This window comes from Ectothiorhodospira shaposhnikovii (assembly GCF_022227765.1).
In the GTDB taxonomy this organism is placed as follows: Bacteria; Pseudomonadota; Gammaproteobacteria; order Ectothiorhodospirales; family Ectothiorhodospiraceae; genus Ectothiorhodospira.
In genome coordinates, this window is sequence record NZ_JAJMLZ010000016.1 from 1 (window position 1) to 7,585 (window position 7,585).

At 61.4% G+C, this 7,585-nt stretch carries 6 protein-coding genes and 1 pseudogene; 3 read left to right on the forward strand and 4 right to left on the reverse strand.

The genetic code is table 11. From position 1 onward, the window contains the following. The 4 genes and pseudogenes from LQD11_RS15270 to LQD11_RS15285 form a co-directional block, all read right to left on the reverse strand. A pseudogene (locus LQD11_RS15270) lies at positions 1-563 on the reverse strand (AraC family transcriptional regulator); the annotation flags it as partial. Positions 564-1,096: 533 nt separating this feature from the next. Then, the gene (locus LQD11_RS15275; RefSeq protein WP_420828272.1) at positions 1,097-2,482 is read right to left on the reverse strand and encodes an ethylbenzene dehydrogenase-related protein; all 1,386 of its coding nucleotides are present in this window, start codon (positions 2,480-2,482) and stop codon (positions 1,097-1,099) included. Positions 2,483-2,619: 137 nt separating this feature from the next. Beyond that, positions 2,620-3,819 carry a chromate efflux transporter gene (gene chrA / locus LQD11_RS15280; RefSeq protein ID WP_238618322.1) on the reverse strand — a complete coding sequence of 400 codons (1,200 nt, stop codon included), beginning with the start codon at positions 3,817-3,819 and terminating at the stop codon, positions 2,620-2,622. Positions 3,820-3,899: 80 nt separating this feature from the next. Continuing rightward, the gene (locus LQD11_RS15285; protein WP_238618323.1) at positions 3,900-4,241 is read right to left on the reverse strand and encodes a carboxymuconolactone decarboxylase family protein; all 342 of its coding nucleotides are present in this window, start codon (positions 4,239-4,241) and stop codon (positions 3,900-3,902) included. 100 nt (positions 4,242-4,341) lie between these two features. On the opposite strand from LQD11_RS15285, the gene LQD11_RS15290 reads away from it, so the two are divergent. The 3 genes from LQD11_RS15290 to LQD11_RS15300 form a co-directional block, all read left to right on the forward strand. Beyond that, entirely contained in the window at positions 4,342-4,944 is a 603-nt protein-coding gene (locus LQD11_RS15290) for a class I SAM-dependent methyltransferase (RefSeq protein ID WP_238618324.1), read from the forward strand. 397 nt (positions 4,945-5,341) lie between these two features. Further along, positions 5,342-6,547: a TMEM43 family protein gene (locus tag LQD11_RS15295; protein ID WP_238618325.1), complete on the forward strand. Its 1,206-nt coding sequence runs from the start codon at positions 5,342-5,344 to the stop codon at positions 6,545-6,547. 366 nt (positions 6,548-6,913) lie between these two features. Then, positions 6,914-7,585: class I SAM-dependent methyltransferase (locus LQD11_RS15300; protein WP_238618326.1), on the forward strand; the 672-nt coding region annotated here is incomplete at its 3' end.

The following is a 7,585-nucleotide window of genomic DNA, read 5'->3' on the forward strand; positions in this document are numbered from 1 at the left end:
AGGCCCCCTCGACAGTCCTCCGCCCTGGCGACCTGTTGGGACAGACGGCTCAGACGGACCACCAGGGCGGCCGTCATGCTGTCCACGAAGATCCGTGCGGCCGGGTCTTCTCGTCCCATCTCCTGCCACAGAAGGGCCAGGCCCTGGATGATCAGCGGGTCGCGGTGATGGCGTGTGTGGATGGGGCCGAAATCCAGAGGGTCACTGGCATCACGCTCCAGGCAGGCGCGTGCAAACACACCGGGAATACCCAAAAACCGCAGGCGGGCCGGGTCGGCAACGCTGCAATAGGTATCCACGTTGGGAGCAACCGCAACAAAGTCCATCGGCTGGGTCTGTCCCGAAAATCGACCGGCCCCGATGTCGCAGACATAGTGGAAAGCAGGACCAACCGACTGGCTCAGCATCAGGTCGCTGACGGCCGGCGTGGAGAATTCGCCGGCATCCTGGGCGCCCTCCATCATGCTGAACCCACGATCCGGCGCCATACGAGATTCCCGCAATGACGGCACCGAACGTTCCCGGGCATAGGCCTGCAGCATGTGTGAGCGCCCGTGTTGCATGACGGATCACCCCTTGTACGTCCCCGCGGTGACCAGCACGAAAGCCAGTCTTATACCCTAGTATTATAGTAGATTATTTGGGGTTGTGAATGACAAAGTCTCTTTTGGAGCGGGACTCGACGGAGTCGATTTCCTGAGATGCTCGTTCGAATATTGCTCCAGCCCCCATGGCACTCACCGGGTCTGCTTGGACTCAGCTCGGGACGGCATCTTAATCACTACTCAAGAGAATGGTATGGGCGACCTCGGAAAGGGTGGGACGTATAACAGGCGCTATCCTGCGGCGCCAGGAGCGAGACGCGGAGAAACGACGCCGCCGCCTGTCAAGTGCCAAGGGAAGCCCCTTCTTAGCAGCGGCGGCAGCCTATGCAGACGAAACCGGCCCGCCAAGGGGTGGCGAGACGGTTTTTCCGGTGGGCGATGGGTTGGGTTGTGGAAAGCGGGCAACGGCGGGGCCAGCAGCCCAGCGGGGCTGCTTTGAAGGACCAGACCGGCTGAACCGGGTGGGTCACCCCATACGGCGCTCGTGCCCCTCAGTCCCTGTCCTCTTCCCGGTCATCATCCTCGGGTTGGACCACTAGTTGCTGGCGTTCGAAGGCCACCGAGAAGGCGGCGATCTCTTCCAGGGTGAGGTGGATCTCGCGTATGCCGATCTCGCCTTCCTCAATGGCCTCGCGGCCCGGGTGGTCGTCCCGGTTGAGCCACTGCCAGGTGATCTGGCCCGGGTAATACACCTGCAATTCGGTCCAGTCCACCTCGGTGGAATCAAGGTCGCCCTCCACACGCTGGGCCACGATGTCGGCGTCGTCCACGCCCAGGCCCAGGGTCTGCGGGTGGGAGACCAAGTGCCAGCGGGCGCCGGAGGCATTGGTGTGAACGGCAAAGGCCACCTGATAGCGTCCGCCATCCTCCAGTGACTTGCTGTCCAGCGGGTTGGGGGCTTCCAGGGTGCGGGTCAAGCGAATGCGCCAGGCGCCCTCCTCATACCCGCCCGCAGCGGCGATGGCGCCTCGGCTCCCGGTGGGCTGTCTCAGGAAGCGCTGGGGCAGGACATCGCCCTCCTGCCAGTCGTGATTCGGGTCGAAGGGGACGGCGATCTCTTCGGACAGGTAGTACCAGTCATCCTGTGCGTAGTCACGGTCCATGAGGCGTTGTCGGTCCATGGCCTTGAAGCCGGTGATGCCGGGGTTGAACATCCAGGCGGGACGCTCCGCCTTGTCGTCCCAGTTGTCGGTGAAGGGCCCCTGGCCCTCGCTGTTCAGGCGATAGTGCAGCACGTAGTTGTTGTCCGCATGCCCCACCGGGTGGCTGCGATGGGCGCGCCATTGCCACAGGTCCAGGAAGTATCCCTGTTCGCGCAGGGCCTGTATCTCTTCATCGGACTTGAGCTTGTCCCAGGAGACTTCAGCATCAACTGCGTTGCGACTGCCGGGCAGGTACTTGCGCACATCGGAGCGGCCCATTTCCTCGCCCAGGACGGGATGCGCGCGCACTGCCTCGCCATCCGCGGCATTGGTGAGCGTGCGCATACCTTCATGGACGGTCATGTAGGCGCCATGCTCGCCAAAGTGGGGCACCGATCCGTCGTCCAGCATCATGGAGATCCGGTCCTCGTACAGCCCGTGGGGATCCGGCCCTGGAGATCCGCGCCCGTAACGGACCCATTCACCGTCCTCGAAAATCCAGTACTGGTGATACCAGCTGGGATTGTCGGTCTCGAATTCATAACGGATCTGGATGTGCTCGTCGTTGTAGACCGCGCCCACCCGCAGGGTCCGCAGACGCTCATCCTGGGCGGGTATGTACACGTTGCGGGCTTCGTCGACGAACTCCGGCTCGGCGGCCAGGGCCGACCCCGTCACGGTCATCGCCAGGGCAGTGAGTACCGTGCCCGGCAGGTGAAGCGGCTGGTGTTTCATGGGATCTCCTTGATCAAAGGCAATGTCCACCGATGCCCTGACCCTATTCGATGGCTTTGCAGGAAATCAAGCATGACCATGGCACGCATCCTCACCGGGCATCGGGTGAGCCGGATTTCCGGGCATGGAGATGCCCGCTACAGGGTGATGACGATGCCGCCAGCGGCCAGGATGATCACCACTGCCCAGGCGGGCAATTTCCAGACGCTGAGCAAGAGAAAGCCTGTGAGCGCCAGGGCAAACTCGTGGGGACCCAGGATGGCGCTGGTGAAGACCGGGTGATAAAGGGCAGCCCCCAGGATGCCGACGACAGCAGCATTGGCACCGCGCATCAGTGCCTGTGCGCCCACCCAGCGGCGGAATCGGTTCCAGTGGGGGAGCACCGCCACCAGCAGGAGCAGTCCGGGCAGGAAAATCATGACCAGAGCCAGAGCGGCGCCGAGCAGACTGCCACCCAGAGGGCCCATCACGGCGCCCAGATAGGCGGCAAAGGTGAAGAGTGGCCCGGGCACGGCCTGCGCGGCGCCATAACCGGCGAGGAAGTCATCGGGAGTCACCCAGCCGGACTGCACCACTTCGGCTTCCAGCAACGGCAGCAACACGTGTCCGCCGCCAAACACCAGGGCCCCGGCCCGATAGAAGGCATCCATGACTGCCAGAGTGGCCGAGGGGCTGGCCCAGGCCAGCAGGGGCAGACCTACCAGCAACAACACGAAGGCCAGTGCCGCCAGGTGACCGACACGCGCCGAGACGGGCAGCGAAAGGGTGTGCGCTTGGGTTGCGTCCTGGGTGCGGCATAGCACCATGCCGGCCAGGGCGCCGATCATGATGGCGGCCACCTGACCCAGCGGGCCGCTGACCAGCACCACGGTGAACACTGCGGCAAGCGCGATGCCGGCGCGCCGCGAATCGGGGCAGAGACTGCGTGCCATGCCCCATACGGCATGGGCCACGATGGCCACCGCCGTCACCTTGAGGCCGTGGATGATGCCCTGGCTGACGGGGCCCTCGAGCACGGCGGTGCCCAGAGCGAACAGCACCAGAACGATGGCCGAGGGGAGGGTGAAGGCTGTCCAGGCTGCCGCCGCGCCCCACGCGCCACCGCGCATCAGTCCCAGCGCGAAGCCCACCTGGCTGCTGGCCGGCCCCGGCAGGAACTGGCACAGCGCGACCAGATCGGCGTAGGCCTGTTCCGAGAGCCAGCGACGCCGCTCCACAAACTCAGTGCGGAAGTAGCTCAGGTGGGCGATGGGCCCACCAAAGGAAGTCAATCCCAGCAGCAGAAAGGCGCCGAAGACTTCTCTTACGCGCCCTGAAGGATGTGGCGTGTGGCTCATCGATCAGGCCCCTTGCCAAACCGTGGTGGTCCTTGCACTTCCGATCATGAGGTGAAACTGTGGATTGAAGACTTTACCACTCACCCACTCATCTGGTCGAAGGCTTCCAGAGCCTGGGCACCATAGACATAGGACGGGCCGCCGCCCATGTAGATGGACAGGCCGATGGTTTCCATGACCTCCTCACGGGTGGCGCCGTACTTGATGGCTGCCTTGGTATGGAAGGCAATGCAGCCCTCGCAGCGCAGGGCGATGCCGATGGCCAGGGCCATGAGTTCTTTATGCTTGGCGGACACCGCTCCCTCATGACACGCGGCCTTGTCCATGGCAGCAAAGGCTTTGGCGACCTCCGGAATGCCACTGCCTACTTCCTGCATGAGTCCACCCAGTTGCTTCACAGTCTGATTCCAGTCTTTGTGCATATTCGTCTCCTACGTGTTTTGATTGATGGATATCAAGGCCTAATATCTAATGATCGTTAGAGTGTGCTACAGATAATTTGAGTACCGCTGAGTGACCAGCGTGTCTGACAGAGCCCATTGGGATGAGGTTTATGCCACCCGTGCGAGTGATTCGCTCAGCTGGTATCAGCAGGGCGGGGGGGTGTCGCTGGATTGGATCAGGCAACTGAACCTGCCGTCCTCCGCCGGCATCATTGATGTGGGGGGCGGGACTTCCCGCCTGGTGGATGAATTGCTGGCAGCGGGGTATGACGATCTCACGGTGCTGGACCTGTCGCGTCAGGCCCTTGAGGCCTCTCGATCTCTCCTGGGGGATGCCGGCGGCAAGGTGTCCTGGCTAGCGCAGGACATTACCGAGGTGGATTTGCCCGCAGCGCGTTTCGACCTCTGGCATGACCGCGCCGTGTTTCATTTCCTTACCGAACCGTTGCAGAGGACCTGCGACTGGTGCGATATGCCAGTGAGCAGCACACCACACCTGCTGGTGCCGTGCAGCTCTTCAATTTCTGCCTGTTTGAGTCGCCGCGGCAACCGTGACCGGAGGGGCCGGCGGGACGCGCCCGATCCCTTTGTCATTGAAATTCAATTCAGAGAAGCTTCTTCAAGGGGCTGGGGGGGCTCTCCGTGTCCCGCGCCCCATCACGGCCGTCTCAGTATGGGATGAGTGTCCGCAGCCTGGGCCTTTGCAGCCATTATTACCGGATGGCTGGGTGACCGTTTTGGGCCGAGACCCGACACCAACCTCCCTTCGAGCGCAAGCTCAACACCCGCTTACAATTCGTTATTCTCGTGACGGATCTCGCAGCCCTCCCGGCCCAGACACAGTTCGTGCGGACTGAAGCCGTCATTTTCCAGGATGACCTGAGCGAGGCGCGTCAGCACTGAACCTGTTTAGACACTTATGAGCAGGTTTGGGTAGGTATGATGGAACACCGACGCGTCGAATTCGTTGTTCAATAACACGATCTGGACTGAAGTTCGGCGGCCTCTACGCGAACACCGGCGTCTGCCGGTGCTTCGCGTTTGGCTTTGCATTGCCCTGGCATCGGGAGATAACCGCCATGAATAGCAACGTCGTCATAACTCGCCGCAATGTCTTCCAGCGGCTGGGGGATTCGATCAAGGGGATCCTCGTCGGACTCCTGCTGATCGCCATCTCTTTCCCCGTTCTCTTCCTCAACGAGGGCCGCGCGGTGAAGACCGCCAAGTCGCTGCAGGAAGGGGCGGCGGCCGTGGTGTCGGTGAGCGCGGACATCGTGGATCCTGCCCACGAGGGCGCGCTCGTGCATGTGATCGCGACCGTGGAGGTGGACGAGGCTCTGACGGACGATATTTTCGGGATCATGGCGCACTCCGCAACCGGCCTCAAGCGCACGGTGGAGATGTTTCAGTGGCGCGAAGACAGCACCACGCAGACGCGCACGTCCGTGGGCGGCACCGAGGAGCGGGTGACCACCTATTCCTACCGGCAGGAATGGTCGTCGAACCTGATCCGGTCATCGAGCTTCAACGATCCGAGCCACCGGAACCCGACGGAGATGCCGTATCCCGAGATGACCCTGCACCCTTCGACGGCGGGTTTCGGCGCGTTTCAGCTGACGAGTGCGCACCTGACTCGCTTCACGAGCTTCCAGCCAATCCATTTGACCGACGAGCACCTCGACGCGTTGCCCGCAAGCGCGGGGGCGGGATTTAGAATCCACAACGGCGCTCTCTTTCGCGGTGCCGACCCCGCGAGTCCCGCGGTCGGCGATGTACGCATCACTTTTTCGCAGGCGCCCGCCGGCGCCGCCACCGTGGTCGGGCGCCAGACCGGAGACAGCTTTACCGCATACCCGACCCAGGCCGGACGGCCGCTCCTTTTCGTCCGTAGCGGCGTTGCCGCCGCCGACGAGGTCTTCAGTGACGCGATGGCCGCGAACACGTTCCTGACCTGGATTCTTCGGTTCGTCGGCGGGCTCCTGATGTTCCTTGGCCTCACGATGGTGCTCAAGCCGCTCTCGGTGCTGGCGAGCGTGTTGCCCATGGCCGGCAGAATCGTGGCCACGGGCACCGGGATTGTCGCCTTCATCATCTCCGCCTCCGTCTCTCTGGTGGTCATCGCCATCGCCTGGATCGTCTATCGACCGCTCTTCGGCATTGGCCTCCTGGTCTTGGCGGGTGGCATCGCCTTGGGGCTCAAGACAGTGTGGAAGAAGGCACCCGGGGCCGCGGTGCCGAGTCCCGCACCTGCCTCCGGCGGTACGGAGCCGCCGCCACCGCTCTGAGGACGAAAGAGATCCAGGTATGTCGCCATGAGGGCTGGAATCAGCGCGATCTGTATTACCTGGCCCGGGTCGCTGGGCGGTGCCTGATTGTTCTATGGCTCAGCATCAGTTCGACAAGAAATGACCGGATATGGTTACCCAATTCATGGTTTTGTGAATTGGCTCAATAATAGTCCTGGTTGGTTGATATACATATCTCTTGGGTTCTGTTGACTGTTGGCGCGTAAAGTCACCTGGTTTGTTCGCGTCGTGGTTGCTTGGGTTCTTTATGTTCTGTGCTGAAGATTTTCTGTGACCCTGTTTTGCACGGGGTACAGGTTTTTGTGCCCGGGTTTTTCCATTGAGCGAGATATGTGGGGAACGATAGTGACTACTTTTGCGCCATCCTTGCAGGTTGGGCAAGCTCAAGTACGGCAGTTTGGGCTGACTTCAGTCAGCTATGATGAGGTATATGCCGTACAGTATGAAAAGTATTATCTTTCTCCTTGGCCAGACAAACATGCCGTCAATCGCCGTATTCTTGAGAGTTTGATAAAGCGCCAAGCATATGTTGGTGGCATCTGGCTTGATTGCTGTTGCGGACAAGCCTGGCATTTCTCTCAGTTCCCGAGTGGGTTGCGCCAGTTTGGAGTTGATCTCAGTTCAGCCCAGTTATCAAGAGCCCGTGTTCGCAATCCAGACGCTTGTTTCGTTCAGGGAAATATTGCCTCCCTGCCTCTGCCCGAGGGCAGTTGTGCACTCGTCACCAGTTTTTGGGCAGGTTATTGCTATCTTGCCGACCCCGAGCGAATCCGTGGCGCTATGGTGAACCTGTGCCGGGCTATTCAGCCCGGCGGGGATTTGTATATCGAAATTTTATTACCGGGGGATGTGGCAACCTTCAATGAATCTGATTTTGCAAATCGCTCCGGATTCCGCGTCGTTCCGGTCACTACGGACTACAGGCGCTGGGAGTTTCATGATGTCGGCGGAGTACATCGCATGTACAGCCCGCCTTTATCGTTGTTTCTGGATGTTGCAGAGGCCTTTTTCGACACA